At 71.8% G+C, this 24,572-nt stretch carries 28 protein-coding genes; 16 read left to right on the top strand and 12 right to left on the bottom strand.

The window, feature by feature from the left end; genetic code table 11:
* Positions 1–16: 16 nt before the first annotated feature.
* Together FHX53_RS11910 and FHX53_RS11915 are read left to right on the top strand one after the other, a co-directional pair.
* On the top strand, positions 17–4,576 hold the full coding sequence (locus tag FHX53_RS11910) for an Lhr family helicase (RefSeq protein WP_182491579.1): 4,560 nt from the start codon (positions 17–19) through the stop codon (positions 4,574–4,576).
* A gap of 23 nt (positions 4,577–4,599) precedes the next feature.
* Positions 4,600–5,403: a DNA-formamidopyrimidine glycosylase family protein gene (locus FHX53_RS11915; protein ID WP_182491580.1), complete on the top strand. Its 804-nt coding sequence runs from the start codon at positions 4,600–4,602 to the stop codon at positions 5,401–5,403.
* An 11-nt stretch (positions 5,404–5,414) separates the two neighbouring features.
* On the opposite strand, the gene FHX53_RS11920 is transcribed toward FHX53_RS11915, so the two are convergent.
* Positions 5,415–5,924 (bottom strand): hypothetical protein, encoded by a 510-nt coding sequence (locus FHX53_RS11920; protein WP_182491581.1) that lies wholly within the window; start codon positions 5,922–5,924, stop codon positions 5,415–5,417.
* A gap of 73 nt (positions 5,925–5,997) precedes the next feature.
* Between FHX53_RS11920 and FHX53_RS14090 the strand changes: the two genes are divergently transcribed.
* The gene (locus FHX53_RS14090) at positions 5,998–6,567 is read left to right on the top strand and encodes a thermonuclease family protein (RefSeq protein ID WP_182491582.1); all 570 of its coding nucleotides are present in this window, start codon (positions 5,998–6,000) and stop codon (positions 6,565–6,567) included.
* Between the two features lie 259 nt (positions 6,568–6,826).
* Here FHX53_RS14090 and FHX53_RS11930 read toward each other — a convergent pair whose 3' ends face one another.
* Genes FHX53_RS11930 through FHX53_RS11940 form a run of 3 tightly spaced genes read right to left on the bottom strand, consistent with a single transcriptional unit; the run spans position 6,827 to position 8,109 of the window.
* Positions 6,827–7,555: an SOS response-associated peptidase gene (locus FHX53_RS11930; protein ID WP_182491583.1), complete on the bottom strand. Its 729-nt coding sequence runs from the start codon at positions 7,553–7,555 to the stop codon at positions 6,827–6,829.
* A 6-nt stretch (positions 7,556–7,561) separates the two neighbouring features.
* Positions 7,562–7,861, bottom strand: coding sequence for a Dabb family protein (locus tag FHX53_RS11935; RefSeq protein WP_182491584.1), 300 nt, complete (start codon positions 7,859–7,861; stop codon positions 7,562–7,564).
* Positions 7,858–8,109, bottom strand: a complete 252-nt coding sequence (locus tag FHX53_RS11940; protein ID WP_343050996.1) for a glutaredoxin family protein — start codon at positions 8,107–8,109, stop codon at positions 7,858–7,860. Before FHX53_RS11940 ends, FHX53_RS11935 begins: the two co-directional genes overlap by 4 nt.
* Positions 8,110–8,144: 35 nt before the next feature.
* Here FHX53_RS11940 and FHX53_RS11945 point away from each other — a divergent pair, with 35 nt between their 5' ends.
* Complete coding sequence (locus tag FHX53_RS11945) at positions 8,145–8,978, top strand: HAD family hydrolase (RefSeq protein ID WP_182491585.1); 834 nt, start codon at positions 8,145–8,147, stop codon at positions 8,976–8,978.
* Positions 8,979–9,044: 66 nt separating this feature from the next.
* Here the strand turns inward: FHX53_RS11945 and FHX53_RS11950 are convergent, their stop codons facing one another.
* The 3 genes from FHX53_RS11950 to FHX53_RS11960 form a co-directional block, all read right to left on the bottom strand.
* Entirely contained in the window at positions 9,045–9,143 is a 99-nt protein-coding gene (locus FHX53_RS11950; protein WP_003792170.1) for a 30S ribosomal protein bS22, read from the bottom strand.
* 126 nt (positions 9,144–9,269) lie between these two features.
* Positions 9,270–9,464, bottom strand: a complete 195-nt coding sequence (locus tag FHX53_RS11955) for a helix-turn-helix domain-containing protein (RefSeq protein WP_182491586.1) — start codon at positions 9,462–9,464, stop codon at positions 9,270–9,272.
* A 106-nt stretch (positions 9,465–9,570) separates the two neighbouring features.
* Positions 9,571–10,071: an ArsR/SmtB family transcription factor gene (locus FHX53_RS11960; RefSeq protein ID WP_182491587.1), complete on the bottom strand. Its 501-nt coding sequence runs from the start codon at positions 10,069–10,071 to the stop codon at positions 9,571–9,573.
* A gap of 69 nt (positions 10,072–10,140) precedes the next feature.
* On the opposite strand from FHX53_RS11960, the gene FHX53_RS11965 reads away from it, so the two are divergent.
* Positions 10,141–11,589, top strand: a complete 1,449-nt coding sequence (locus tag FHX53_RS11965) for a TrkH family potassium uptake protein (protein ID WP_182491588.1) — start codon at positions 10,141–10,143, stop codon at positions 11,587–11,589.
* Entirely contained in the window at positions 11,582–12,253 is a 672-nt protein-coding gene (locus tag FHX53_RS11970; protein ID WP_182491589.1) for a potassium channel family protein, read from the top strand. Before FHX53_RS11965 ends, FHX53_RS11970 begins: the two co-directional genes overlap by 8 nt.
* Positions 12,254–12,257: 4 nt before the next feature.
* On the opposite strand, the gene proC is transcribed toward FHX53_RS11970, so the two are convergent.
* Entirely contained in the window at positions 12,258–13,085 is an 828-nt protein-coding gene (gene proC / locus FHX53_RS11975) for a pyrroline-5-carboxylate reductase (RefSeq protein WP_182491590.1), read from the bottom strand.
* 62 nt (positions 13,086–13,147) lie between these two features.
* Here proC and FHX53_RS11980 point away from each other — a divergent pair, with 62 nt between their 5' ends.
* Together FHX53_RS11980 and FHX53_RS11985 are read left to right on the top strand one after the other, a co-directional pair.
* A complete protein-coding gene (locus FHX53_RS11980; protein WP_182491591.1) occupies positions 13,148–13,519 on the top strand; it encodes a cation transporter dimerization domain-containing protein in 372 nt (123 codons plus the stop codon).
* Positions 13,520–13,540: 21 nt separating this feature from the next.
* The gene (locus FHX53_RS11985) at positions 13,541–13,900 is read left to right on the top strand and encodes a hypothetical protein (protein ID WP_182491592.1); all 360 of its coding nucleotides are present in this window, start codon (positions 13,541–13,543) and stop codon (positions 13,898–13,900) included.
* 29 nt (positions 13,901–13,929) lie between these two features.
* On the opposite strand, the gene tadA is transcribed toward FHX53_RS11985, so the two are convergent.
* The gene (tadA, locus tag FHX53_RS11990) at positions 13,930–14,397 is read right to left on the bottom strand and encodes a tRNA adenosine(34) deaminase TadA (RefSeq protein WP_182491593.1); all 468 of its coding nucleotides are present in this window, start codon (positions 14,395–14,397) and stop codon (positions 13,930–13,932) included.
* Between the two features lie 24 nt (positions 14,398–14,421).
* On the opposite strand from tadA, the gene upp reads away from it, so the two are divergent.
* From upp to FHX53_RS12010, 4 genes are all read left to right on the top strand, one after another.
* Positions 14,422–15,057: a uracil phosphoribosyltransferase gene (gene upp, locus FHX53_RS11995; RefSeq protein WP_182491594.1), complete on the top strand. Its 636-nt coding sequence runs from the start codon at positions 14,422–14,424 to the stop codon at positions 15,055–15,057.
* Between the two features lie 247 nt (positions 15,058–15,304).
* A complete protein-coding gene (locus tag FHX53_RS12000) occupies positions 15,305–16,021 on the top strand; it encodes a winged helix-turn-helix domain-containing protein (RefSeq protein ID WP_182491611.1) in 717 nt (238 codons plus the stop codon).
* Positions 16,022–16,140: 119 nt separating this feature from the next.
* Positions 16,141–16,983 (top strand): mechanosensitive ion channel family protein, encoded by an 843-nt coding sequence (locus FHX53_RS12005; protein ID WP_182491595.1) that lies wholly within the window; start codon positions 16,141–16,143, stop codon positions 16,981–16,983.
* Positions 16,984–17,263: 280 nt separating this feature from the next.
* Entirely contained in the window at positions 17,264–17,692 is a 429-nt protein-coding gene (locus tag FHX53_RS12010) for a MarR family winged helix-turn-helix transcriptional regulator (protein ID WP_182491596.1), read from the top strand.
* On the opposite strand, the gene FHX53_RS12015 is transcribed toward FHX53_RS12010, so the two are convergent.
* Positions 17,689–18,678, bottom strand: coding sequence for a hypothetical protein (locus FHX53_RS12015; protein WP_182491597.1), 990 nt, complete (start codon positions 18,676–18,678; stop codon positions 17,689–17,691). The genes FHX53_RS12010 and FHX53_RS12015 overlap by 4 nt on opposite strands.
* A 48-nt stretch (positions 18,679–18,726) precedes the next feature.
* Here FHX53_RS12015 and FHX53_RS12020 point away from each other — a divergent pair, with 48 nt between their 5' ends.
* The 3 genes from FHX53_RS12020 (at position 18,727) to FHX53_RS12030 (ending at position 21,651) form a co-directional block, all read left to right on the top strand.
* Entirely contained in the window at positions 18,727–20,112 is a 1,386-nt protein-coding gene (locus FHX53_RS12020) for a cryptochrome/photolyase family protein (protein WP_182491598.1), read from the top strand.
* A 122-nt stretch (positions 20,113–20,234) separates the two neighbouring features.
* Positions 20,235–20,648 carry a hypothetical protein gene (locus tag FHX53_RS12025; protein WP_182491599.1) on the top strand — a complete coding sequence of 138 codons (414 nt, stop codon included), beginning with the start codon at positions 20,235–20,237 and terminating at the stop codon, positions 20,646–20,648.
* A gap of 112 nt (positions 20,649–20,760) precedes the next feature.
* The gene (locus FHX53_RS12030; protein ID WP_343050997.1) at positions 20,761–21,651 is read left to right on the top strand and encodes an EamA family transporter; all 891 of its coding nucleotides are present in this window, start codon (positions 20,761–20,763) and stop codon (positions 21,649–21,651) included.
* Positions 21,652–21,771: 120 nt separating this feature from the next.
* On the opposite strand, the gene FHX53_RS12035 is transcribed toward FHX53_RS12030, so the two are convergent.
* Both FHX53_RS12035 and FHX53_RS12040 read right to left on the bottom strand, forming a co-directional pair.
* Positions 21,772–22,683 carry a carbohydrate kinase family protein gene (locus tag FHX53_RS12035; protein ID WP_182491600.1) on the bottom strand — a complete coding sequence of 304 codons (912 nt, stop codon included), beginning with the start codon at positions 22,681–22,683 and terminating at the stop codon, positions 21,772–21,774.
* An 18-nt stretch (positions 22,684–22,701) separates the two neighbouring features.
* On the bottom strand, positions 22,702–23,619 hold the full coding sequence (locus FHX53_RS12040; RefSeq protein WP_182491601.1) for a pseudouridine-5'-phosphate glycosidase: 918 nt from the start codon (positions 23,617–23,619) through the stop codon (positions 22,702–22,704).
* A gap of 304 nt (positions 23,620–23,923) precedes the next feature.
* Between FHX53_RS12040 and FHX53_RS12045 the strand changes: the two genes are divergently transcribed.
* Positions 23,924–24,520 carry a hypothetical protein gene (locus FHX53_RS12045; protein WP_182491602.1) on the top strand — a complete coding sequence of 199 codons (597 nt, stop codon included), beginning with the start codon at positions 23,924–23,926 and terminating at the stop codon, positions 24,518–24,520.
* Positions 24,521–24,572: the final 52 nt, after the last annotated feature.

The raw sequence follows: 24,572 nt of genomic DNA on the forward strand, positions 1-24,572 counted from the left end.
CGTGCATGATGAACGGATGACCTCCCCCGACCTCGATCGCGTGCTCGGCCGGTTCGCCCCGGCGACCCGCACGTGGTTCGAGGGGGCGTTCCCGGCGCCGACGCCGGCGCAGCTCGGGGCGTGGGAGGCCATCTCCAGCGGATCCAACGCCCTCGTGGTCGCACCGACGGGCTCGGGCAAGACGCTCGCGGCGTTCCTGTGGTCGATCGACCGGCTCATCGCCGAGCCGACCGTCGGCGCGACGGCGGAGGTCGCCGGAGCGAGTGCAGCCGAGCCGCGGCGCACGCGCGTGCTCTACATCTCGCCCCTCAAGGCACTCGGCGTCGATGTGGAGCGCAACCTGCGCTCGCCGCTCATCGGCGTGACGCAGACGGCGGCGCGGCTGGGTCACCCGGCTCCGACGATCACGGTGGGCGTGCGGTCGGGCGACACGCCGTCGGCGGAGCGGCGGGCGCTGCAGAAGACGCCCCCGGACATCCTCATCACGACCCCCGAGAGCCTGTACCTCATGCTCACCTCGAGCGCGCGCGAGACGCTCGACGGCGTGACGACCGTGATCGTCGACGAGGTGCACGCCGTGGCCGGCACGAAGCGCGGCGCGCACCTCGCGCTGAGCCTCGAGCGCCTCGACGCGCGGCTCGCGCGGCCCGTGCAGCGCATCGGACTGTCGGCGACGGTGCGACCGGTCGACGAGGTGGCGCGGTTCCTCGGCGGGCAGGCGCACGTCACGGTCGTGCAGCCGCCGGCGGAGAAGACCTTCGACCTGCGCGTCGTCGTGCCCGTCGACGACATGACCCAGCCGCCGCCCGTCGGCCCCGTCGACGACGAGGGCTCGGCCGCGGGCGGAGCCGCGAACCCGTCGATCTGGCCGCACGTCGAGGAGGACATCGTCGATCGCGTGCTGGCCAACCGCTCGACGATCGTGTTCGCGAACTCGCGGCGGCTCGCCGAGCGGCTGACCGCGCGGCTCAACGAGATCTACGCCGAGCGCCTCGGCGAGGGCGCCGAGCTGCTCGCGCGCGCCCACCACGGCTCGGTCAGCAAGGACCAGCGCGCCGAGATCGAGGACGCCCTGAAGTCGGGCCGCCTGCGCTGCGTCGTCGCGACGTCGAGCCTCGAGCTCGGCATCGACATGGGCGCGGTCGACCTCGTGATCCAGGTCGAGTCGCCGCCGAGCGTCGCGAGCGGCCTGCAGCGCCTGGGCCGCGCCGGTCACCAGGTGGGCGAGATCAGCCGCGGCGTGATCGTGCCCAAGCACCGCGCCGACGTGCTGCACGCGACGGTCGCGAGCGAGCGCATGCTCGCCGGGCAGATCGAGCAGCTGAGCGTGCCGGCGAACCCGCTCGACGTGCTCGCGCAGCAGACCGTCGCGCACGTCGCCCTCGAGCCCGCCGACATCGACGAATGGTTCGACGCCGTGCGCCGCAGCGCTCCGTTCGCAACGCTGCCGCGCTCGGCGTACGAGGCGGTGCTCGACCTGCTGAGCGGGCGGTACCCGAGCGACCGCTTCGCCGAGCTGCGCCCCCGCATCGTGTGGGATCGCGTGAGCGGGCAGCTCTCGGGCCGCCCCGGCGCGCAGCGGCTCGCGGTCACGAGCGGCGGAACCATACCCGATCGCGGGCTCTTCGGCGTCTTCCTGGCGGGCGAGGGCGCCGGCCGTCGCGTCGGCGAGCTCGACGAGGAGATGGTCTACGAGTCGCGCGTCGGCGACGTCTTCGCCCTGGGCGCGACGAGCTGGAGGATCGAGGAGATCACGCACGACCGCGTCGTCGTCACCCCCGCCTTCGGCCAGCCCGGCAAGGTGCCGTTCTGGAAGGGCGACGGCCTCGGGCGCCCGGCCGAGCTGGGCCGCGCGCTCGGCGCGACGACCCGCGAGCTCGCCGCCGCCTCGCCGGATGCCCGGCGCGACCGCCTGCGCGCCGCCGGTCTCGACGATCGGGCCATCATGAACCTCGACGCGCTGCTCACCGAGCAGGTCGCGGCGACCGGCCAGCTGCCGACCGACTCGACCCTCGTGATCGAGCGGTTCCGCGATGAGCTCGGCGACTGGCGGGTGATCCTGCACTCCCCGTTCGGGCTCGGCGTGCACGCGCCGTGGGCGCTCGCGATCTCGGCGCGGCTGCGCGAGCGGCACGGCTTCGACGGGGCCGCGGTCGCGGCCGACGACGGCATCGTCGTGCGGCTGCCCGACACGGAGGCCGAGGCACCGGGGGCCGAGCTGTTCCTCTTCGATCCGGCCGAGCTCGACGCGCTCGTGACGAGCGAGGTCGGCGGCTCGGCCGTGTTCGCTGCGCGCTTCCGCGAGTGCGCGCAGCGCGCCCTGCTGCTGCCGCGTCGGAACCCCTCGCAGCGCTCGCCGCTGTGGCAGCAGCGTCAGCGCGCGAGCCAACTTCTCGAGGTCGCACGCGAGTTCCCGAGCTTCCCGATCGTGCTCGAGACGATCCGCGAGGTGCTGAGCGACGTCTACGACCTGCCCGGCCTCACGGCGATCGCGACGGCGATCGACCAGCGCGAGCTGCGCATCATCGAGGTCGAGACGCCGAGCCCCTCGCCCTTCGCGCGCTCGCTTCTGTTCGGCTACGTCGCGGCGTTCCTCTACGAGGGCGACAGCCCGCTCGCCGAGCGCCGCGCTGCCGCCCTGAGCATCGACTCGACGCTCCTCGCCGAGCTGCTGGGCCGTGCCGAGCTGCGCGAGATCCTCGACCCCGAAGTCATCACGCAGACCGAGGCCGAGCTGCAGCGACTCGCCCCCGACCGTCGCGCGAAGGACGACGAGGGCGTCGTCGACCTGCTTCGCATCCTCGGCCCGCACCCTGTCGACGAGCTCGCCGCGCGCGCCATCGAGGGCGCGACCGTCGAGGAGTGGCTCGTCGCCCTCGCGCGCACCAATCGGGTCTTCCGCTTCACCGTGCGCGACGCGACCGGCGCGAGCGTCGAGCGCTGGGCCGTCGTCGAGGACGCCGCGCGCCTCCGCGACGCCCTCGGCACGCCCATCCCGCACGGCGTGCCCAGCGCGTTCCTCGATCCGGTGCCCGACCCGCTCGGCGACCTCGTCGCCCGCTTCGCCCGCACGCACGGCCCGTTCACGGCGCACGACGTCGCCGACCGGCTGGGGCTCGGCATCGCGGTCGTGACGGATGCCCTGCGCAGGCTCGCGAGCGACCGTCGCGTCATCGAGGGCGAGTTCCGCCCCGGGGCGAGCGGCACCGAGTGGGTCGACGCCGAGGTGCTCCGCCGCCTCCGGAGCCGCAGCCTCGCCGCCCTGCGCGCCGAGATCGAGCCCGTGAGCGCGGGAGCCCTCGGCCGCTTCCTGCCCGCGTGGCAGCACGTCGGCCGCGGCGGCGGCTCCGGCGGCGCGCTGCGCGGCATCGACGGCGTGCTGCAGGCCGCCGAGCAGCTGCAGGGCGTCGCCCTGCCGGCCTCCGCATGGGAGACCCTCGTGCTGCCTAGCCGCGTGCGCGACTACTCGCCGGCGTGGCTCGACGAGCTCATGGCGAGCGGCGAGCTCGTCTGGTCCGGCGGCGGGTCGCTGCCGGGCGGCGACGGCTGGCTGAGCATCCACCTGCCGCACCTCGCGCCTCTGAGCCTCGCCGAGCCGGCCGCCCTCGAGGCCGACGCCGGCTGGACCGAGCGGCAGGAGGGCATCCTCTCGGTGCTCGCGGGCGGCGGCGGGTTCTTCTTCCGCCAGGTCGCCGACGCGACCGGAGCGACCGACGACGCGCGCCTCGCCGACGACCTGTGGCAGCTCGTGTGGGCGGGCCTTGTGACGAACGACACGTTCGCGCCCGTCCGCGCGATGCTCGGCGGCACGAAGCGGTCGGGCGCCGCGCGGGCACCGCGGACGCGCGCGCACCGCGGCTACGCCCGCCCGACGATGCCCGCTCGCTCGGGGCCCCCGTCGACCGTCGGGCGCTGGTCGCTGCTTCCCGAGCGCGACCTCGACCCCACCCGCCGCGGCGCCCACCTCGCCGACAGCCTCCTCGAGCGGTACGGCGTCGTCACGCGCGGGGCGGTGCAGGCCGAGAACGTGCGCGGCGGCTTCGCGCTCATGTACAAGGTGCTCGCGCGCATGGAGGAGGCCGGCCGCGTGCGCCGCGGCTACTTCGTCGAGCACCTGGGTGCCGCGCAGTTCGGCACGCCCGCGACGGTCGACCGGCTGCGCACCTTCGTGCGCGATGCGGATGCGGCCCCCGCGCTGGCGGCGCTCGTCCTCGCCGCGACCGACCCCGCCAACCCCTACGGCGCGGCCCTGCCGTGGCCGGGCGCCGCGGACGACCCCGTCGTCGGCACGCCCGCGCACCGGCCGGGTCGCAAGGCCGGAGCCCTCGTCGCCCTCGTCGACGGGCACCTCGCCGCCTACCTCGAGCGCGGCGGCAAGAGCGCGCTGACCTTCACCGACGACTCCGCCGAGCTCGCCGCGGCCGCGACCGAGATCGCCGCCGTCGTGCGAGCCCGCCTGCGCTCGCTGCGCATCGAGCGCGTCAACGGTGCGAGCGTGTTCGGGAGCCCGTTCGCCGAGGCGCTGCGGGAGGCCGGCTTCGTCGCGACGCCGCAGGGTCTGCGGCTTCGGATCTAGGCCGGAGCGAAGGAGGAGGCGCGATGCCCGAGGGCGATACCGTCCACCGCGCCGCGCGGCGCCTGAACGAGGTGCTCGCGGGGCGCGAGGTGACGCGGTGCGACATCCGGGTGCCGGAGTTCGCGACCGTCGACCTCACGGGGCAGACCGTCCACGAGGTCGTCGCGATCGGCAAGCACCTGCTCATGCGCATCGGCCAGACGACCGTGCACTCGCACCTCAAGATGGAGGGCTCGTGGCACGTCTACCGGGCAGGCAGCCGGTGGCGGCGACCGGCCTTCGAGGCGCGCATGGTGCTCGAGGTGGGCGCCGCGGCCGACGGCGGCGATGAGGCAGGCTGGCGGGCCGTCGGCTTCGCGCTCGGCGAGCTCGAGCTCGTGCCGACCCGCGACGAGGAGTCGATCGTCGGCCACCTCGGCCCCGACCCGCTCGGGCCGTCGTTCGACCGCGACGAGGCCCTGCGCCGCCTCACCGCCGACCCCGAGCGCCCGATCGGTCTCGCCCTGCTCGACCAGCGCAACGTCGCCGGGCTCGGCAACGACTACCGCAACGAGGTGCTGTTCCTCCGCGGCATCCTCCCCGAGACGCCCATCGGGCAGACGGATGCCGGGGCCGTCCTCGACCTCGCCGTGCGTCTCATCCGCGCCAACCGCGATCGCGTCGAGCGCGTCACGACGGGCGACACCCGGCGCGGCAGACGGGTGTGGGTCGCGCACCGCGAGCACGAGCCGTGCCGGCGCTGCGGCACGCGCATCCGCTTAGGGATGCTCGGCGACGATGCCCTGACCGAGCGACAGACCTTCTACTGCCCGACCTGCCAGCGCTGAGCGCGCGCCCCTTACTGCCGGTCGGGCTCGAGGGCGCGGTAGCCCTTCGGCCGCCACGCCGCGATGCGCAGGCACGTCGCGGCGACGAGCGCGAGCACGCCGCCCGTGACGAGCGGACCCGAGAGCTCGCTCGCGATCGTCGGAAGAACGAGCGCGGCGCGGTCGAAGCCCGTGGTGCTCGCGTCGAGGAAAGCGTTCTGCGCGTACAGGATCGCGCCGATGCCGAGCAGCAGGGTCGCCCCGCCGACGATCCAGAGCGCGCGCAGCCACGGGTTGCCGACGACGACGAGCTCGAGCGAGCGCTCCAGCTTCTCGGCGCGCGCCGCGACGCTCGGCGCCGCCTGGCCCCGCGGGCCGGGGGCGGCGCTCGGCGCCGCCATCCCCTCATCGAGCACGGGGCGGAAGTCGGAGGCTCGAGCGGGCGAGCGGCGGCGGGGCGACACCACGGGCGCGTCGGCGCCGGCGCGCTGGTAGACCTCAGGGAATCGCGGGTCGATTCCGGGTGAGCGGTCGTCGGTCACGGCGGGTCCTTCCGTCGGCGCCAGCATACGACCGGCCTGCTCGATGTCGGATGCCCCCGGGTAGCCTCACAGCGTGCCCCGCTCCCCCGCCCTCGCGCTCGCCGCGCTGCTCGCGCTCGGCTCGCTCGCGGGCTGCTCGCTCCTCCCGCTCGAGCTGCGCGAGCCGGACCGCGGAGTGCCGGGCGCACCGGGCACGGGCTCCGGCGGCGGCTCCCGGTCCGGCTCTCTCGGCGAGCCGACCGGAACGGGCACGATCGCGTCGATCACCGACGGCGACACCGTGCGCCTGCGCGTCGGCGGGGAGGAGCTGCGCGTCAGGCTCATCGGAATCGACACTCCCGAGATGCGCGACCCGCTCGAGTGCTTCGGGCCGGAGGCGACGGACGCGCTCGAGAGTCTGGCGCCCGTCGGCAGCGAGGTCGGGTACGCGTACGACCGCGACCCGCAGGACCGCTTCGAGCGGGAGCTCATGTACCTCTACGCCGCCGATGGCACGCTCATCAACCTCGAGCTCGTCGCTCAGGGCTACGCCGAGGCGATCCGCATCCAGCCCAACGACCGCTTCTGGCACGAGCTGCAGGCGGCCGAGCGCGCGGCCCGCGACGCCGACCGCGGGCTCTGGGGCAGCTGCCCGGCTCCTTAGTCGGGCCGACCAGACGGGGTGCCAGGGTGACGCGCTTCTCGTCGAACTGCGCACCAGCTAGTCGGCGAGACGCCGCAACCTGCGCCCCAGCGAGACGCCGCAACCTGCGCCCCACGAAGGCGAACACTCGCACTTCGTCCTGCCTGGGGCACTCCGGACGCCCGATTCTGTCCGGGTCGCCCTGAACAGGACGAGATGGCGCGGGTCGGGCCCGGGTCGGCGAGGGTGCGGGCGGTGAAGGAACGGCCCGCGTGTCGCGCTACAGCGGGTTGAGCGGCGCGACGAGCTCGGGCCCGTCGCCGCGCAGCGGCGCGACCTCGTGCACCGTGAGGCGCTCGATCACCGGCTGCGACGCCGCGACGGCGTGCTGCACGAGCGCGTGGTCGCCGGCGATCGTCGGGTCGAGCCACGAGTCCCACTCGGCGCGGGGCAGCATCACCGGGATCCGGTCGTGGATGCGCGCCGCCGGCCCCGCCGCCGCCCGAGTCAGGATCGTGGCTGTCAGCACCCACGGCTCCGGCTCTTCTCCCTCGGCGACCGGCGGCCGCCACCACGAGTAGAGCCCCGCGAACGCGAGCTCGCCCTCGAGAGGGTCAGTCACGAAGTACGGCGTCTTCGTCTTGCCCACCGTCAGCCACTCGTAGTACCCATCCGCCGGCACGAGCGCGCGACTCCGCACGACCGCCGAGCGGAACGTCGGCTTCTCCGCCGCCGTCTCGCTGCGCGCGTTGAACGTCGGATACCTCGACGTCAGCTCCTTCGCGAAGCGGGGCACGAGAGACCAGCGCGCCGTCGTCACGCGCCGCGTCACGGGCGCGCCGCCGCCCGAACCGGCGAGATCCTTCGGCACCGTGTCGACGACGACGTGAATCCGCTGCGTCGGCGCGATGTTCCAGCTCGGCGGCAGGCGCACCTCGTCGACCTCGTCGGCCTCGAAGTAGCGGCCGAGCTCCTCACCGCTCTTGGTGTTCGCGTACCGGCCGCACATCGCGGGTCAGACCTCGTAGTCGACGCACGCCTTGTCGACGACGACGCTGCGGACGAACGGTCCGGCGGCGATGTGGTCGGGATGCGCCTGGTAGGCCGCGAGCGCGTCGGCGTCGTCATGCTCCGAGACCAGGACGACGTGCCAGTTCGACTCGACCTGCCGGATGTCACCGCGCACGACGAGCGACCGCAGCCCCGGGATGACGCCGACCAGCGGCTCGAGTCGCGAGCGCATGCCCTCGACCGCGGCGGCGCGCTCCTGGTCGTTCTGCCCCTGCAGGGTCCACGAGACGATGTGCCTGATCACTGATCCTCCAGAAGAGCGGAACGGAGACGGGCCGCGTCGACCCGCCAGATGGTGTGCACGTCGCCGTCGATGAGCACGACCGGGATCTCGTCCCGGTAGCGCTCCAGCAGGTCCGCGTCGTCGAGGATGCTGCGCTCCTCGAATCCGACCCCTCCCACGTCAGCCACGACCCGCGTCACGATCGCGCGCGCGTCGTCGCACAGGTGGCAGCCGGGTCGGCTGAACAGCATCACGGTCGTCGCGGGCACCAGGTCAGCCTACGACCGCACGTATGCTGAGTCCGATGTCCACCACGCCAGGCAGCGCAACCGACTCGCCGTCGCCGTCGCCGACGCCCATCCTCGCTTTCTTCGACATCGACAACACGCTCATGCGCGGCGCGAGCATCTTCCACATCGGCACGGCCGCGCGGCGCGAGGGCTTCATCCGGTTTCGCGACGTGCTCGGGTTCGTGTGGGCGCAGGCGCGCTTCATCGCCGTCGGCGAGAACACCCGCCATCAGCTGACCGTGCGCGAGCGCGCGCTCGCGCTCATCGCCGGACGCACCGAGGGCGAGCTCACGCGCCTCGCGATCGACAGCTACGAGCGCTCCATCCACCAGCGGCTGATCCCCGAGACGGTCGCGCTCGCGCGCGAGCACCGGGCGAAGGGCCACGAGGTGTGGCTGCTCAGTGCGACTCCGGATGCGATGGCGAGCGTCATGGCGCAGCGACTGGGCCTGACCGGCGCGGTCGGCACGCGCATCCGCAGCCGGGGCGGAGTGTTCACGGGCGAGCTCGACGGAGCGATCATGCACGGCGCGCGCAAGGCCGAGGTCGCGGAGGCGCTCGCGGCGGAGCGCGGGGCGAAGCTCGCCGACTGCTGGGCGTACAGCGACAGCCGCAACGACATCCCGCTGCTCGCGCTCGTCGGGAACCGCGTCGTCGTCAACCCCGACAACGCCCTGTCCCGCCACGCTCGCGCACACGCCTGGCCCGTCCTCACCGCCGGAGCGGGGAGCGTGCGAGCGGCTCGCAAGCGCATCCGCCGGGAGGCGAAGGCCGTGCTGCGGTCGGGGCGCCGCGAGACGCGCCGCGAGACGCAGCCGAGCCCGCCGGACGAGCTGCAGGGCACCTGACGGAGATTCGCCGACAACGCAGAAGCGCCCGACCCGAGGGTCGAGCGCTTGCGGTGAGCGGATGCTCTACTTCTTGTTGCGACGCTGGTGACGCGTCTTGCGCAGCAGCTTGCGGTGCTTCTTCTTCGCCATCCGCTTGCGGCGCTTCTTGATGACAGAACCCATGAAAAACCTCTGATCTTCGCCTGAACGAACCGTCGGTCCGTTCAGACCCGGTCATGTACCGCAGAAGTCTAGCGCAGGCGCCCGGCACGCCGCGCGGGGCGAAGCGCAGGCAAGAACAGCGCCAGGTCAGCCGACGTCGGAGACGGGGGGCCGGACGGCCTGCGCGACCGCGGATTCGGGGATGCGGAACGAGCGCCCGAAGCGGATGGCGGGCAGCTCACCGGAGTGCACGAGGCGGTAGACCGTCATGGTGGAGACGCGCATCATCTCGGCCACCTCGGCCACGGTGAGGAAGCGCACCTCTGAGAGATCACGGGTCATCCGCTGTGTCCTTCGTCCGCGCACGGGCCGTCAGGCTGACGGGGTCGCGCGTTGAAACTGTAGGGGCTGGTGTGACGGGTGTAAAGCCGCCCGAACGGGGGCTGGCTCAGGGCTCGTCGCGACGCCAGGGGAAGCGGCGCGAGACCTTCTCCTGCACGTCGTGCAGCTGCTCCTGCACGTCGGCGAAGCGCCCCTGGGCGCCCTGGATGACCGAGCGAGCCCGGTAGGAGGCGTCGGCGGCCGCGCGGCCCACCGAGCTGCCCGCCTGCTCGACATCGGCTCCGGCCCACGCGGCGAAGATCGGGATGCTCGCCCCCGACTCCGCGTCGTCGAGCGCGAGGAACGGCAGCAGGAAGTCCTCCACCTCCTCCAGCGGCTCGACATCGATCCGGTAGTAGCGGTGCTGGCCCTCGTCGCGCACGTGCACGAGACCGTGGTCGCGCAGCACCTTCAGGTGCTTCGAGACGGTCGGCTGCGTCGCATCCATCTTCTCGACGAGCTCGCCCACGCTCAGCTCGCCGCTCGTCGACGCGAACGCCGCCTCGCGCAGGTGCTCCAGCAGCTCTCGACGCGTGGCGTCGGCGATCACATCGAAGATGTCGGCCATGAGTCAAACCTACTCAGCCCGGGGCCGGAGTACCATGACACCGGCCCGAGGGCCGAGGGGAGATGAGGGATGTCCGCTGCGACCCGCTCGGGCGCGCGCCGCGATGACGGGGTCAGCCCGCTGCGAGCGCTGCGCACCGCGCTCGCCGATGTCACGACATCCTCGCCCGCCCGCTTCGCGATCGTCGTCTTCACGGCGCTCATCCTCATCACGACCGCGCTGCTCGCGCTGCCCATCGCCCGCGCGGGTGAGCGGCAGTGGACGCCGCTCGCGGACGCCCTGTTCACAGCCGTCTCCGCCATCTGCGTGACGGGCCTGTCGACGGTGGACATGGCGACGCACTGGTCGGTCTTCGGGAACATCGTGATCGTCCTCGCGATGCAGATCGGCGGCATCGGCGTTCTCACGATGGCGAGCATCCTCGGCCTCGTCGTCGCCAAGCGGATGGGACTGCGCGCGAAGCTCGTCGCGGCCTCCGACACCAACCCCTCCCGCGTTCACGCCGGCCCCGTCTCGGAGTCGCAGGCAGTGCGCCTCGGCGAGATCGGGACGCTTCTCGCCACCGTCGCCCTGAGCGCGATCGTCATCGAGCTCGCCATCACCGCGCTCGTCGTCCCGCGACTGCTCATCGAGGGGTTCGACCCCTGGTCGGCCCTGTGGATGGGCTTCTATCTGTCGCTCTCCGCCTTCACGAACACCGGGTTCGTGCCGTTCGAGCAGGGAATGGCGATCTTCGCGAGCGATGTCTGGATGCTCAGCGTGCTCTCGATCGCCGTGTTCCTGGGAGCGATCGGCTTCCCCGTGATCTTCGCCCTGGCGCGCTGGGTGAAGTCGCGAGCCCGACTGTCGGTGCACGCGAAGCTCACCCTCGCGACCACGCTCGTCCTGCTCGCGCTCGGCTGGGTCGCCATCGGCCTGCTCGAGTGGAACAACCAGCAGACGCTCGGCGGTCAGGACCCGTGGAACCGTCCACTGACGGCCGGCTTCATCTCCATGATGACGCGCTCGGGGGGCCTCTCGACGATCGACATCGGCGAGATGAACGGCTCGACCCTGCTCGTGCTCGACATGCTCATGTTCGTCGGCGGCGGCTCAGCCTCGACCGCGGGCGGCATCAAGGTCACGACCCTCGCAGTGCTCTTCCTCGCGGCGATCGCCGAGGCGCGCGGCGTCAAGGACATGGAGGCCTTCGAGCGCCGCATTCCCGTCGACGTGCTGCGCCTGGCCGTCAGCGTCGTGCTGTGGGGCGCGACGATCGTCTCCGCCTCCTCGATCATCGTTCTGCACATCACGAAGGACCCGCTCGACCTCGTCCTATTCGATGTCATCTCCGCCTTCGCCACCTGCGGCCTCTCCGCGGGCCTCACCGGACCGGACCTCGAGGAGCCCGCGAAGTACGTCCTCGCAGCCACGATGTGGGCGGGACGCGTTGGTACAGTGACCCTCGCGGCGGCTCTCGCCGCGAGCCACCGGCGACAGCTGTTCCGCCGCCCGGAAGAGAGGCCCATCGTTGGTTGAGCGCATCCGCCACGACGCCCCCGTCCTCGTCATCGGGCTCGGCCGCTTCGGCGCCGCGACCGCGGGGCAGCTGCAACGGCTCGGGCGCGAGGTCCTCGCCGTCGATGAGGATCCGAACCTCGTGCAGAAGTGGGCCGATCGCATCACGCACGCCGTGCAGGCCGACGCCCGCTCGATCGACGCCCTCCGTCAGATCGGCGCCCAGGATTTCTCGATCGCCGTCGTCGCGACCGGCTCATCGATCGAGTCGAGCGTCCTCATCACGGCCAACCTCGTCGACCTCAAGATCCCCCAGATCTGGGCGAAGGCGATCAGCCAGTCGCACGGCAAGATCCTCGCCCGCATCGGCGCCAACCACGTGATCTTCCCGGAGGCGGAGGCCGGCGAGCGCGTCGCCCACCTCGTCTCCGGGCGCATGATCGACTTCATCGAGTTCGACGACGACTTCGTGCTCGTCAAGATGTACCCGCCGAAGCCCATCCGCGGGCTCTCGCTCACCGAGTCGGAGGTGCGGTCGAAGTACCGCATCACGGTCGTCGGCGTGAAGAGCCCCGGCAAGCCGTTCACCTACGCGACCGAGCAGACGGTCGTGTCGAACCACGACCTCATCATCGTCTCGGGCACCGAGGCCGACATCGACCGATTCGCCTCGCTCGACAGCTGATCGGTCACGTGCCCGCAGCGAGCTCGCGTGCACGAGCGAGGGCCGCGGCCGTGGCCCGCTCGAAGACCTCGGCGAGATCGGCCTCCTGCAGCACGGCGATCGCGCGCTCAGTCGTGCCCTTCGGGCTCGTGACACGACGGCGCAGCTCCTCCGGGTCGGCGCCCGTCGACTCGAGCAGCAGCGTCGCGCCGAGGAAGGTCTCCTGCACCATGAGCCGGGCGACGTCGTCGTCGAAGCCGAGCGACTGCGCCGCACGCGTGAACTCTTCGATGAGCAGGAAGACGTAGGCAGGGCCCGAGCCCGAGACGGTCGAGAGCGCGTCGATCTGCGACTCGGGAAGCTCGATGACCGTGCCGACGGTGCGGAAGAGGGCTGTCGCGAGAGCGAGCTCGGACCGGTCGGCGCGCGACCCGGCGCTGATGCCCGTCACCCCGCGCCGGATGAGCGACGGTGTGTTCGGCATCGCGCGGACCACGGGGTTCGGAACGACGGCCTCCATGGATGCCGTCGTGACTCCGGCCGCGACGCTCACGACGAGTGCCCTCGGGTCGAGCTCCTGCTCGATCTCGGCGAGCAGGCCCGTGATCTGCAAGGGCTTCACCCCCAGCACGACCACCCGCGCGCCCTCGACCACCCAGTCGTTCGCCGCGCTGTCGTGCTCGATCGCCCGTGCCTCGACACCCTGCGCACGAAGTGCGGCGGCGGAGGCTTCGGTGCGTGTCGTGACGCGCACGCCCTCGACCGCGACGTCGGGTCGGCGGAGTCCGGCGAGGATCGCTCCCCCCATCGAGCCGGTTCCCACGATGGCGATGGACGGCAGTGGCGAGCTCATGCCACGAGTGTAGGTTGGAGGGTCAACGGCAAGCGGCGGACCGACCGATGGAGGGTGAAGGCATGAGCGCGACCGGAGACAGCACGGGGTCAACCAACACGGCGGCGCAGAGCCCGACGACCGGCTCGGGATCAGGCATCGACCCGCGCGAGGCCGCGGCGATCCGCGAGGTGCTCGTCCTCACCCCTGGCGTGCAGAGCGTCGGCGAGGTCGTCGTTCATCGTCACGGCGATGGCGCGCTCGTCACCGCGGTGCTCGGATTCGGCCCCTCCACGCCCGTGTCGGATGTCGTGGCGGTCCTCCGGGAGGTGAAGGCGGGCATCCGAGCCGCTGCGCCGACCATCTCAGCGATCGTGCTCGAGCCGGACGTCGCGGGCCCGCGCGACGACATGGACACGCCGACCGACGTCTTCGTCATCCGCGGCGCCGACTAGCGGCTCTGCCAGGATCGCGACATGGAATTCCTCTACTCGTTCCTCCTCGTCGGCCACTTCATCGGCCTCGCGGCGATCGTCGGACCGTTCCTGCTCCAGATGCGGCGCAACAAGAACTTCGCGATCACGGCGGTGCTCGCCGGGGCCGTCACGCAGCTCGTCACCGGCGTCGCGATGACCGGGCTCGCCGAGCCGCTCGACCACGACCTCGACTACGCGAAGATCATCACGAAGCTCGTCATCGCGCTCGTCGTCTTCGTCGCCGCGCTGCTCGGCTGGCGCAGGGCGCGCTCCGGGTCGAACGATCGCTCGATCAAGCCGTTCTTCCACGCGGCGGGCGGGCTCGCGCTCGTCAACGTGGTCCTCGCCGTCTTCTGGTGATCGACGCGCGCTGAGCGGCGTCGGCCGGCTCAGCGGCGATCGCGGAAGAACGCGGCGAGCAGGGCGGCGCTCTCGTCGGCGAGCACGCCGCCGACGACCTCCCCCACCCGGATCGGCAGACTGCGGTCGCGCAGCACGTCGAGCACGCTCCCGGCCGCACCGGCCTTCTCGTCCCAGGCGCCGAACACGACGCGCGGAATGCGCGCTGACAGGATGGCCCCCGCGCACATGACGCAGGGCTCGAGAGTCACTACGAGCGTGCATCCGCTCAATTGCCATTCGCCGGATGCCGCGGCCGCCTCCCGAAGCGCGACGATCTCCGCGTGGGCGGTCGGGTCGGCGAGGCGCTCGCGCTCGTTGCGCCCACGACCGATGATGCGGCCCCGCGCATCCAGCACGACGGCGCCGACAGGAACGTCGGCGGTGGCGAGCGCCGCGCGGGCCTCGGCGAGCGCTTCGCGCATCGCCTCGCGGTCGCGCTCAGGCACTGCGATCATCGCCACCTCCGTTAGATTGAGCCTATGCGAGTGCACGTAGCCGACCACCCTCTGATCACGCACAAGCTCACGGTCCTCCGCGACGAGCGGACGCCCTCGCCGACCTTCCGCGCGCTGACGGAGGAGCTCGTGACGCTCCTCGCCTACGAGGCGACGCGCGACGTTCGCGTGGCGGAGGTCATGATCCGGACGCCGGTCACCGAGACGACTGGCGTCACGATCGCCGAGCCTCGACCCCTCATCGTCCCGATCCTGCGCGCGGGCCTCGGCATGCTCGAGGGCATGGTCAAGCTCGTGCCGAGCGCCGAGGTCGGCTTCCTGGGAATGGTCCGCAACGAGGAGACCCTCGAGCCGAGCGTGTACGCAGAGCGGCTGCCCGACGACCTGTCGAACCGGCAGTGCTTCGTGCTCGACCCCATGCTCGCGACGGGCGGGTCGCTCCTCTCGGCGATCGAGTACCTCTTCGACCGCGGCGCGCAGGATGTCACCGCGATCTGCCTGCTCGCCGCGCCCGAGGGCCTCGCGGCGATCGAGAAGGCCGTCGAGGGACGCGATGTCACGATCGTCCTCGGAGCCCTCGACGAGCGCCTGAACGAGCACGGCTACATCGTGCCGGGCCTCGGGGATGCCGGCGATCGCCTCTACGGAACGGTCGGCTGAGCGCCTCCCGCTCCCTCGATCGCGAACGCGGCTCGCGTGTGTCGCCGTGTGTCGTGCGGCGGCGGGGCGCCTTGACCGCGTGCGAGCGCGACGAGGATACTGGCGGGCATGACCGTCCACGCGCTGCCCCCGACCTCCTTCGAGGCCCCCGGGAGCTCCGGCATGATGCCGCGGCGCAGGGACGATCCCCGCCGACCGCGCACGTGACCGTCCGCCCGCCGCTGATCGCCTCCCTCCTCGGATGACGATGAACGACCCACGCCTTCCCGGCCACCCCGACGGATCAGAGCCGTTCGACTCCGCCGAGACCGCCCGCCCCGCTGGGAGCGACGGCACGCGTCCGCGCGCCGTGCCCTCCGGCTCCGAGGCGCGGGGCTTCGTGCTGTACGTGGGCCTCGACGAGCGCAAGGCCGCGTCCGCCGGCATCGATCTCGGCCGTCTCGTGGGCGAGCTCAAGCGCGTCACGTCCGAGCTCGCACCGGGCGCCGAGACGCACGCCGCGGTCGCCCTCGCTCCGGCCGGCGCCGGCGGTCGCGACGTCGACGTCGTGCGCCTCGCGCTGCAGGATCCGGCGGCGCTCGCTCGCTACCGCCGCACCGAGTCACCGGCCGAGCGCATCGTGCCGGGCGTCGTGATCGACATCTCCCGCAAGCGCGTCGTGCTCGACGGAGAGACCGCCCCGCTCACGTACAAGGAGTTCGAGCTGCTGCAGTACCTCGTGCTCCGCGAGGGGCGCACGATCGACCGCACCGAGCTGATCGCGTCGCTGTGGGCCGAGGGCGCTGACGACGACGATGACGTGCCCAACGAGCGGACGATCGACGTGCACGTGCGTCGCCTGCGCTCGAAGCTCGGTGGCTACGAGGACATCGTTCGGACGGTCCGGGGGGCCGGTTACCGCTTCGACCGCCACGCCGACGTGTCGATCACGTACTCCTCGACCCCGTCGCCGGACTTCTTCTAGGGGCGTGCGCCGCGGGCGCGCCATAGTGCGCCTCGAGCGCGCCGTGCGCAAGCCCCTGCCCGTGCCCCCATCCGGGGGCCAGTCTCGTCGGGCACAGCACTCATCGAAAGGGTCATCACATGAACGACGCCACCGTCATCGTCAGAGATGGGCTAGCGAACGTTATCGAGTTCCTGCCCAAGCTGCTTCTCTTCATCATCATCCTGGTCATCGGGCTCATCGTCGCGAAACTCATCGCGAAGGGGCTCGAGAAGCTGCTCGAGCGGGTGGGATTCGATCGCCTCGTCGAGCGCGGCGGGGTCAAGAAGGCTCTGGATCGCTCGAAGCTCGACGCGAGCGACATCATCGCCAAGATCGTCTACTACACGCTCGTGCTGTTCGTCCTGCAGTTCGCCTTCGGCGTCTTCGGCCCGAACCCCGTGAGCGATCTGCTCGAGGGCATCATCGCCTTCCTGCCGCGAATCATCGTTGCGATCGTCATCGTGATCATCGCCGCGGCGATCGCCGCGGGCGCGAAGACCGTGATCCAGGGGATGCTCGGCGGCCTGTCGTACGGACGCATCATCGCCAACATCGCGAGCATCTTCATCCTCTTCCTCGGCATCACCGCGGCCCTCAACCAGGTCGAGATCGCCACGACGGTCACGACGCCCGTGCTCATCACGGTGCTCGCGATCATCGCCGGCGTCATCATCGTCGGAGCCGGCGGCGGCCTCATCAAGCCCATGCAGGCGCGCTGGGAGGACTGGCTCTCGAAGGCCGAGGCTGAGGCTCCGCGTATCAAGGAGGAGGCTAGCTCGAGCCCGAGCGCCAAGGAGCAGCTGCGCGCCAAGGCGGACGAGCTCCGCTCGGACGCGAGCGACTCGCCATCGCGCACCACGAGCGGTGCCGCTGACCCCACGCAGAAGCTCCCGCCGTCGGACCACCCGGGCGGCCCGGCGCGACCGGCGCGGCGCCCGTGAGCCGCTCTGGGCGATCTCGCAGAAAAATAACGAACCGATAACTAGACACCGTTACCGCACCGTTATACATTGATCGAGCGTTAGTTGTTTGCTGTGGCAGCTACCGCGGAATGTGATTGCAGGACACTCTTGGTGCAAGGGAAAGGCCCGGTCGCTCGCCTCGGCGGCCGGGCCTTTGTCCTGTCCGGATCGATCGCGCTCTCGGCCCGCTGACGCCCAGTACGACGCCGGAACGCGCGGCGCCTCCCGCCTGAGCATGCGCATGCATAGAGTTGTCGTCATGACCGACAAGTCACTCGCCGTGGAGGCCTGGGAGTCGCTCTTCCGCGCCCAGGTCGCGGTGCTGCGGCAGCTCACGGCGGAGTTCCCGACGAGTGAGATCTCGTTCACCGAGTACGACGTGCTGCTCAACCTCAGCAGGGCGCCCGAGCGCCGGATGCGCATCCGCGACCTCATTCCCCATCTCCTTCTGAGCCAGCCGAGCGTCTCGCGGCTCATCGACCGCCTCGCCGTGCGCGGGCTCGTGCAGAAGCTCCCAGACGAGTCGGATGCGCGCGGCACGATCGTCGCGCTCACGGACGAGGGCTGGGATCTCTTCAAGCGCGTCGCAGTCGTGCACGCCGACTCGATCGCCCAGCGCGTTGGGGGATCTCTCGCGCCGTCAGAGCTCGCGCAACTCGCCGAGCTCTGTCGCCGTCTGCGAGGCTAGTCGAAGCTCGACCGCAGCAGGCGTCTCCTCGCCCGGCGAGCGCGGAGGACGAAGCCGACCAGACGCGCGAGTTCCGGAAGCAGACGTGGCGCGATGCTCCAGCGCGCGGCCCAGACGTCGCGCGCGACGTGGCCGGTGTAGCCCGGGCTCGATTCGATGGCGCGCAGGAGCATCCGCCCGGCGACGGTCGCGCCGGGGATCCCGAAGCGCGCCTCCGCGTACCGGCGTGACGGCAGGCGCGTCGCGGCGGGACGGAGACCGAGGCCGTCGAACAGTCGACGCATGACGCCTTCCGCTCCGACGCCGCGGACGAGGCGCGGCAGGCGCTCGAGCTCCTCATTCGTGATGAGCGCCGCGAAACGGTCGATGAGCGGCCCCGTCTCCGACTCCGGCGACGGCGCCGCCGCGCGCGGCCCAAGATTGTCGTGCACCGACAGCACCATCGTCAGCAGTCGATCCACGTGGGGCACACGCCGGTCGAAGATGATCATCTCACCGCGGTACCCCCAGGCGTGCTCGAAAACCGTCTGCGGGTCGGTGAAGAAGCCGGGAATGAGCGGGAAGAGGTTCAGCAGCGTTCCGGACTCCGGCTCGTGCAGGGCGAAGACGGCGGGAGGGAGCACGCCGAACCGACGGATCCTCGCCGGCACCCAGCCCCGCGCGACGAGCTCGGCCGCCAGCCGGCGGCACGTCGAGGGGTCCACGATGAGATTGAATGCCGCGCGGAGGGTTGGAGCCCCCAGGCCGTTCGGAGGGAAGACGATGTTGCCGGCCAGGAGCGCCCGGATGCCGAGATCATCCATGAGGTCGACCACCCCCGACATGCACGCGTGCCGCGCGACGAGCTCAGGCGTCTCGGGAGAGGGATACCGGTAGGCGTCCGCTCCGCGACGCGGCTCGCCGGCACCCGGCCCGCTCAGTTTCGGCTCGCTCGGCAGCCGCTCGTCGGCGGATGCGCCCGGGGAGGGCGGTGTCGCTGGAACCATCGGTGACCTCCCAGTGAGGCTATCCTGCATGCCCCTAGCCTGATGACCATGTCAGGCGCACCGAGCATCGTGTGGCTCCGCGACGATCTGCGGGTCGCCGACAACCCGGCCCTCGCCGCCGCCGTCGAGCGCGGTCGTCCCGTCGTGGTGCTCTACCTCCTCGACGAGGAGTCGGCAGGCGTCCGCCCGCTCGGCGGCGCGAGCCGATGGTGGCTGCACCACTCCCTCGAGCGCCTCGGCGAGGAGCTCGCCGGCCTCGGCGGCGCGCTGACCCTGCGGCGCGGGGCGGCCGAGCGGAGCATCCCGTCGCTCATCGAGGAGACAGGCGCCGACGCCGTCTACTGGAACCGCCGCTACGGGGCGGCGAGGCAGACGGATGCCGCTCTCAAGTCGCGTGTGATCGACGACGGCCTCGAGGCGACGAGCTTCCAGGCCTCGCTGCTGTTCGAGCCGTGGACGATCACGACGGGAGCCGGTGGCCCGTACGGCGTCTTCACCCCGTACTGGAAGGCGTGCATGAACCGCGCAGAGCCGCGCGAGCCCCTCCCGGCGCCGACGCGCATCGAGGGCATCGCGCCCGGCGGCGACGCACTGGCCGACTGGACTCTGCTGCCCACCCGCCCCGACTGGGCCGAGGGGCTGCGGGAGACGTGGACGCCCGGTTCGGCGGGTGCGCACGATCGGCTCGAGGAGTTCGCCGAGGAGATGCTCGCCGACTACCACCGCCGCGACGAGCCCGACCTGCGCGCGACGAGCATGCTGAGCCCGCACCTGCGCTTCGGCGAGATCAGCCCCTTCGAGGTGTGGCACCGGATACGGTACGGCCTCAGCGCGGCCGCGGCGAAGAACCGCGACAAGTTCCTGAGCGAGATCGGCTGGCGGGAGTTCAGCTATCACATCCTCTTCCACCACCCCGACCTCGCGACGCGCAACTACCGAGCGGACTTCGACGCCTTCCCGTGGACGACGCCGGAGGACGCCGAGCTCGATCGGTGGCGTCGCGGGCGGACGGGCATCCCGATCGTCGACGCGGGGATGCGGCAGCTGTGGCGCACGGGCTGGATGCACAATCGCGTGCGGATGATCACGGCGAGCTTCCTGACGAAGAACCTGCAGGTCGACTGGCGCACGGGCGAGGAGTGGTTCTGGGACACGCTCGTCGACGCCGACGAGGCGAGCAACGCCGCGTCGTGGCAGTGGGTCGCCGGCTCGGGGGCAGACGCCGCGCCGTACTTCCGCGTGTTCAACCCCGAGCTGCAGGCGAAGAAGTTCGACCCCCGAGGCGAGTACGTGCACCGCTGGGTGCCCGAGGTCGGTACGGACGAGTACCCGGAGCCGATGGTCGACCTGCGCGAGTCGCGGCAGGCCGCGCTCGACGCGTACGAGGCCGTCTCGGCGGCTCGATCATCGCGTCGGGCGGCTCGCTCTCCATGAGAGCCTTCTCATCCTCACCTCCTTCCGCTCTCATCCCGCGTGTCCATAGTGAAGGAATCGAGCGAGCGGACACATCCGCTACTCGCCATCCATTTCCGATCGACACAACCTCGGGGGTAGTAATGCAGAAGAAGAATTGGATCGCCGTTGGGGCGGCCTCGGCGCTCGGTCTCGGCGCCATCGCAGGCGGAGCGGCGGCGACCGCGAACGAGATGAGCCTCACGAACGCGGGCTTCCCGTTCCCGGCCCTCAGCGGCCTGACGAGCGGCGACGCCAGTGTCGACTCCTCGAACCCGAACGGCGACTTCAGCGCAGACATCAGCTTCGATGTCACGAGCGACAGCATCGTCACGCCGTCGCCCGCGACTCCTGCGTCGGCCGAGAGCCCGGCGTCGCCGGACTCGCCCGTCTCGCCCGCATCGGTGAGCGCAGCATCGCCCGCCTCGCCCGCGAGCGTGCCGTCGCCTGCCTCGCCCGCTTCGCCTGAGTCGCCGGCTTCGCCCGTGAGCGTCGACGACGACGACCTGGAGGACTAAGCCAGGCCGAACAGCCCGCGACGTCGGATTCGGGTCCGTCGACGCGTTCCCCCAGGGCCGCCCCGCTCCCTCTGGAGCGGGGCGGCCCTTCGTGATCCGGCATCATGGCGAGGTGACGATCGAGCCTTCTCCGGCTACTGCGGGCCGCAGAGGGCCGCCACCGACTCTGCTCGCCGTCGCTGCGATCGTCTCTGTGCAGTTCGGCAACGCGCTCGCCGGGACGACGTTCGCCGAGGTCGGCGCCCTCGGCGCCGCATCCCTTCGCCTGCTCTTCGCCGCGATCATCCTGCTCGTCGTCCTGCGGCCCTCGGTGCGCGGCTGGACCCGCCGAGTGTGGGTCGGCGTCGTCGCTCTCGGCGTCGGGCTCGCCGGCATGAACGGCCTCATCTACCTCGCGATCGAGCGCGTGCCGATCGGGGTCGCCGTCGCCGTCGAGCTGCTCGGCCCTCTCTCCGTCGCCATCGTTGGCACACGCCGGCCGCGTGACCTGCTGTGGGTCGCGCTCGCGGGCCTCGGGGTCGGGATGCTCGCCCTCGACTCGCAAGGGACGGTCGCGATCGCGGGCATCCTCCTCGCCGCAGGAGCCGCCGCCTTCTGGGCCCTCTACATCCTCGCCTCGGCCCGGCTCGGGGCGACGAGCGTGCGCGGCGTCGACGGTCTCGCCATCGCAATGGTCGTCGCGGCCGTGATCGTCGTGCCGTTCGGCGCCGGATCAGCGACGGCGGCCGTCGTGCGCGACCCCGTGCTGCTCGCGGTGTTCGCCGGTATCGCGCTCATGACGTCGGCGCTGCCGTACGCGCTCGAGTTCATCGCGCTCAAGACGATGCCGACGCGCGTGTTCGGCGTACTCTCGAGCCTCGGGCCGGTCGTGGCTGCGCTCGCGGGCCTCGTCGTGCTCGGCCAGGTGCTGTCGCCGCTGCAGCTCGCGGCGATCGCGATCATCATCGCCGCGAGCGCGGGCGCGGTGGCGTCGGCGCAGCGGCCCCACTCCGGTCGCGGTTGAGCCCATAAGTCGCGGGTGAGCCCGAACATTCGGACTCACTCGCGACTTTTGGGCCCAACCGTGCGACTGCGCGTGGCGCGCCGCGCGCGCGGCGCGCGCCGCGGGGCGCGCGGGCGTGGGTCAGCCCGCGGGCGGGCGGCCGCCGACGCGGCTCACGGCGATCGCGGCGGCGCGCTGGCCCTCGCGCGCGGCGCGGGTCAGATCGGCCCCGGCGAGCCGCGCGGCGAGGAAGCCCGCGGTGAACGAGTCGCCGGCTCCCGTGGGGTCGACGGTCGCGACGCGCTCGGCGTCGAGCGACACGACGCTCGCCGACTCCCCGGCTCGGAGCTCGGCGATCGTCACGCCCGCGGCTCCGCACGTGAGCACGACGGCCGGCGCGAGGTCGAGCAGCGCCTCGGCCACGAGCGCGGGCGGCGCGCCCGCGTCGAGCCCCGCGAGCAGGCGCCCCTCGTCGAGGTTGGGCCGCAGCACGTCCACGCCCGCGATCGCGCGACGGAACGCCTCGACCCCGTGATCGGCGATGAACCCGGTCGAGCTCGGGTCGAGCGAGACGCTCGCGCCGTGCGCGTGAGCGCGCTCGACGAGCTCGCGCACCACGCGGGCCGGGAGGGCGTCGACGAGCGAGTAGCCGGTCAGATGCAGGATGCCCGCCGTCGCGAGCAGAGCATCCGTCACCTGGGCGGGGTCGAGCGCCGCGTTCGCGCCCCGATCGGTCAGCATGGTGCGCCGCTGCCCCTCGACGAGGATGACGATCGTGCCGGTCGCCCGAACGGCGTCCTCACCGAGGTGCGCGTCGACGCCCGCGTCGGCGAGCTCGCGCGTGTGCCGCTCGCCGTCGCCGACGCCGACACGGCCGACGAAGTCGACGCCCGCGCCGAGCCAGCCGAGCCACGCCGCGGTGTTGGCGGCGCTCCCGCCGGGGAGCCGCGCGATGCGCGATGCCGTATCGGTGTCGGGCCTGATCGGCCCGGTCGGCACGACGATGATGTCGTCGATGACGTCGCCCACGAGGAGCGCGCGCGACCCGGTCATGTCAGGAGGCCCGCCCGCTCAGGCCGACTGCCGCGCGGCCCAGGCCGTCGCGATGCGGCCGGCGACGCGCACGTTGTTGCGCGCGAGGTCGAGGTTGACCTCGAGGCTGCGGCCGCCGGAGAGCCCGACGATCGTGCCGAGGAGGAAGGGCGTGACGGCCTTGCCGGTCACGCCCGCGGCGTCGGCGAGCGCGAAGGCCTCGGCGAGCACGCGGTCGTGCTCGGTGGTCTCCCACGCCTGATCGGCGGGAACGGGGTTCGCGACGACGATGCCCTGCCGGTGACCGAGCGCGTCGTGCGCGGCCATGACGGCGGCGACCTGGGTCTCGTCCTCGACCGACCACTCGAGCGTGAAGGCGCTCTCGCGCAACCAGAAGCTCGGGAAGACCGTCGTGCCGAGTCCGATCACCGGCACTGAGTACGTCTCGAGCCGCTCGAGGGTGGCCGCGATGTCGAGCACGCTCTTCACTCCGGCCGAGACGACCGTGATGGGCGTGACGGCGAGGGTCGAGAGGTCGGCCGACTCGTCGAAGGTGTCGTTCGCCCCGCGGTGCACGCCGCCGAGTCCGCCTGTCGCGAAGACGCGGATGCCCGCCATTGCCGCGAGGTGCGCGGTCGCCGCGACGGTGGTCGCCCCGCTCGCGGCGCGGGCCGCGAGGATGGGCAGGTCGCGCACGCTCGCCTTCGCCATCTCGTCGTCGGAGATGCGACGCACCCCCTCGGCATCGAGTCCGACGTGCGCGACACCGTCGAGCACGGCGATCGTCGCGGGAGTGACGCCCTGATCGCGCAGGATCCCCTCGAACTCGAGCGCCGCCTCATGGTTGCGAGGGCGCGGCAGCCCGTGGCTGATGATCGTCGACTCGAGGGCGACGACGGGGCGCCCGGCGACGAGCGCCGAGGCCACCTCGTCGGAGAGCTGGAAGGGCTGGGTCACCGGGTCAGGCTATCGGGCGGCGGGCGAGCGACGTGATCGCGGCAGTTATCAGAACGAACGGGCGGATGCTCGAAGCCGACTCCCAGCATCCGGCGCGACCGATGACTCGCCGCCCGCGATTCCGGCGCAGAACGCTGTCAGGAACTCATAGCTAATCGTCTGAAAAGCCCCTCGAACGGGGGGTGTGAGCGGACCACCGCAAACCGATGCTGTCCACGCTCCGGATGCCCCAGTGTGCCGGGCGCATCGCCTCCGATCGGGAGCGACGACGGCACCGATACGGACACGAAAGGGGTTCATTTCCATGAACGCATTCACCTCCAAGAAGACCATCGTCGGCGCGTCGGCTCTCGCCGTCACCGGACTCGTCACGGCGGGCTTCGCCGCCCCGGCGTTCGCCGACCGCTCCTCGTCGGATTCGACCTCGACGGTCACCGAGAGCCAGCTCACCAACGACCTGCTCGGCGACATCACGGGTGAGACGACCATCGCCGACCTGCTCGACGGCTCGGTCGACGGCGTCATCGGCGACATCGCCGGGGGCAGCGCGAGCACCGGGGGCATCGGCATCGACGGCCTGCTCGGCGATGTGACCGGCGGCGACAGCGCCGGCGGCGACACGGCGGTCGGGAACGGCGACACCGCCATCGGCAACGGCGACATCAGCAACTCCAGCCCCGTCGTCGTGGCCCCCGAGGTCGGCGACGTCGCATCGGGCAACGCGATCGGCTCGGGCAACGACGTGCAGGCGCCCATCGCCTCGGGTAACGACACCAACGTCGACGTCAGCGACGTCGTGAACGTCAACGACCTCGTCGACTCGACGATCGACGCGGTGAACGTCGACGGCATCGTCGGGGACGTGTTCAGCGAGATCGACCTCGACACGCTGCTCGACTAGCCGAGGGCGGCGCTCCTCGGGGAGCACCACCCTGTCAGCACGACCCGGACGC

Origin of the sequence: Microcella alkalica (assembly GCF_014137945.1) — a bacterium.
GTDB lineage: Bacteria > Actinomycetota > Actinomycetes > Actinomycetales > Microbacteriaceae > Microcella > Microcella alkalica.

What these genes read in the sequence shown, in the direction of transcription:
- FHX53_RS11980 (WP_182491591.1), top strand. Translation starts at nt 13,148, where the DNA reads ATGAGCGCGACCGGAGACAGCACGGGGTCAACCAACACGGCGGCGCAG.
- FHX53_RS11955 (WP_182491586.1), bottom strand. Translation starts at nt 9,464, where the DNA reads ATGACCCGTGATCTCTCAGAGGTGCGCTTCCTCACCGTGGCCGAGGTG.
- FHX53_RS11985 (WP_182491592.1), top strand. Translation starts at nt 13,541, where the DNA reads ATGGAATTCCTCTACTCGTTCCTCCTCGTCGGCCACTTCATCGGCCTC.
- FHX53_RS11965 (WP_182491588.1), top strand. Translation starts at nt 10,141, where the DNA reads ATGTCCGCTGCGACCCGCTCGGGCGCGCGCCGCGATGACGGGGTCAGC.
- FHX53_RS11945 (WP_182491585.1), top strand. Translation starts at nt 8,145, where the DNA reads ATGTCCACCACGCCAGGCAGCGCAACCGACTCGCCGTCGCCGTCGCCG.
- FHX53_RS12045 (WP_182491602.1), top strand. Translation starts at nt 23,924, where the DNA reads ATGAACGCATTCACCTCCAAGAAGACCATCGTCGGCGCGTCGGCTCTC.
- FHX53_RS11915 (WP_182491580.1), top strand. Translation starts at nt 4,600, where the DNA reads ATGCCCGAGGGCGATACCGTCCACCGCGCCGCGCGGCGCCTGAACGAG.
- FHX53_RS12015 (WP_182491597.1), bottom strand. Translation starts at nt 18,678, where the DNA reads ATGGTTCCAGCGACACCGCCCTCCCCGGGCGCATCCGCCGACGAGCGG.
- FHX53_RS11960 (WP_182491587.1), bottom strand. Translation starts at nt 10,071, where the DNA reads ATGGCCGACATCTTCGATGTGATCGCCGACGCCACGCGTCGAGAGCTG.
- FHX53_RS11950 (WP_003792170.1), bottom strand. Translation starts at nt 9,143, where the DNA reads ATGGGTTCTGTCATCAAGAAGCGCCGCAAGCGGATGGCGAAGAAGAAG.
- FHX53_RS11930 (WP_182491583.1), bottom strand. Translation starts at nt 7,555, where the DNA reads ATGTGCGGCCGGTACGCGAACACCAAGAGCGGTGAGGAGCTCGGCCGC.
- FHX53_RS12025 (WP_182491599.1), top strand. Translation starts at nt 20,235, where the DNA reads ATGCAGAAGAAGAATTGGATCGCCGTTGGGGCGGCCTCGGCGCTCGGT.
- FHX53_RS12000 (WP_182491611.1), top strand. Translation starts at nt 15,305, where the DNA reads ATGAACGACCCACGCCTTCCCGGCCACCCCGACGGATCAGAGCCGTTC.
- FHX53_RS12005 (WP_182491595.1), top strand. Translation starts at nt 16,141, where the DNA reads ATGAACGACGCCACCGTCATCGTCAGAGATGGGCTAGCGAACGTTATC.
- FHX53_RS12020 (WP_182491598.1), top strand. Translation starts at nt 18,727, where the DNA reads ATGTCAGGCGCACCGAGCATCGTGTGGCTCCGCGACGATCTGCGGGTC.
- FHX53_RS11910 (WP_182491579.1), top strand. Translation starts at nt 17, where the DNA reads ATGACCTCCCCCGACCTCGATCGCGTGCTCGGCCGGTTCGCCCCGGCG.
- upp (WP_182491594.1), top strand. Translation starts at nt 14,422, where the DNA reads ATGCGAGTGCACGTAGCCGACCACCCTCTGATCACGCACAAGCTCACG.
- FHX53_RS12035 (WP_182491600.1), bottom strand. Translation starts at nt 22,683, where the DNA reads ATGACCGGGTCGCGCGCGCTCCTCGTGGGCGACGTCATCGACGACATC.
- proC (WP_182491590.1), bottom strand. Translation starts at nt 13,085, where the DNA reads ATGAGCTCGCCACTGCCGTCCATCGCCATCGTGGGAACCGGCTCGATG.
- FHX53_RS12010 (WP_182491596.1), top strand. Translation starts at nt 17,264, where the DNA reads ATGACCGACAAGTCACTCGCCGTGGAGGCCTGGGAGTCGCTCTTCCGC.
- tadA (WP_182491593.1), bottom strand. Translation starts at nt 14,397, where the DNA reads ATGATCGCAGTGCCTGAGCGCGACCGCGAGGCGATGCGCGAAGCGCTC.